The organism is Paenibacillus sp. YAE3 (genome assembly GCF_057546105.1).
Genome location: NZ_BAAIYF010000062.1, coordinates 1 through 524, shown reverse-complemented (window position 1 = coordinate 524; position 524 = coordinate 1). Strand labels below are relative to the sequence as shown.

General features: G+C 60.9%; 1 protein-coding gene. It reads right to left on the bottom strand.

The annotated features are described in order from the left end of the window. Positions 1–524: glycosyltransferase (locus AC27KL_RS28200; protein WP_487171812.1), on the bottom strand; the 524-nt coding region annotated here is incomplete at both ends.

Below are 524 nucleotides of genomic sequence, written 5' to 3'. Positions count from 1 at the left end.
ACCCGCCGCCGCCAGATCGTAGGCCACCACGCCCAACCCCGAGGCCAGCGCCTCCAGCACCACATTGCCGAACGTCTCGGTCAGGCTCGGAAACAGAAACACATCCCCGGACGCGTAGTGGCTGGCCAACGCTTCGCCGCGCTGTGAGCCGCAGAAGATCGCTTCCGGCAACTCCTTCTCCAGAGTCATGCGCAGCGGACCATCGCCCACCACGATCAACTTCAGGTTTCGCTGTGGGTAAGTCGTTTTCAGCGTGTCGAAACTGCGCTTGAGCAACCCCAGGTTCTTCTCGTTGGCCAGACGTCCTACATGGATAACGGCGACGTCATCCTCGGCCAGTCCCCATTGCTCACGCAGCGCGTTCAGACGTTTTCTGGGGTGGAACAACAGGCTATCAACACCACGGGACAACAGCGCCAAACGCTCGAAATGCCGACGCTCCAGTTCCATTCGCTGGCTGACGCTGGGCACCAGGGTCAGGGTCGAGCGATTGTGAAACCAGCGCAGGTAGTGGGTCAGCATTC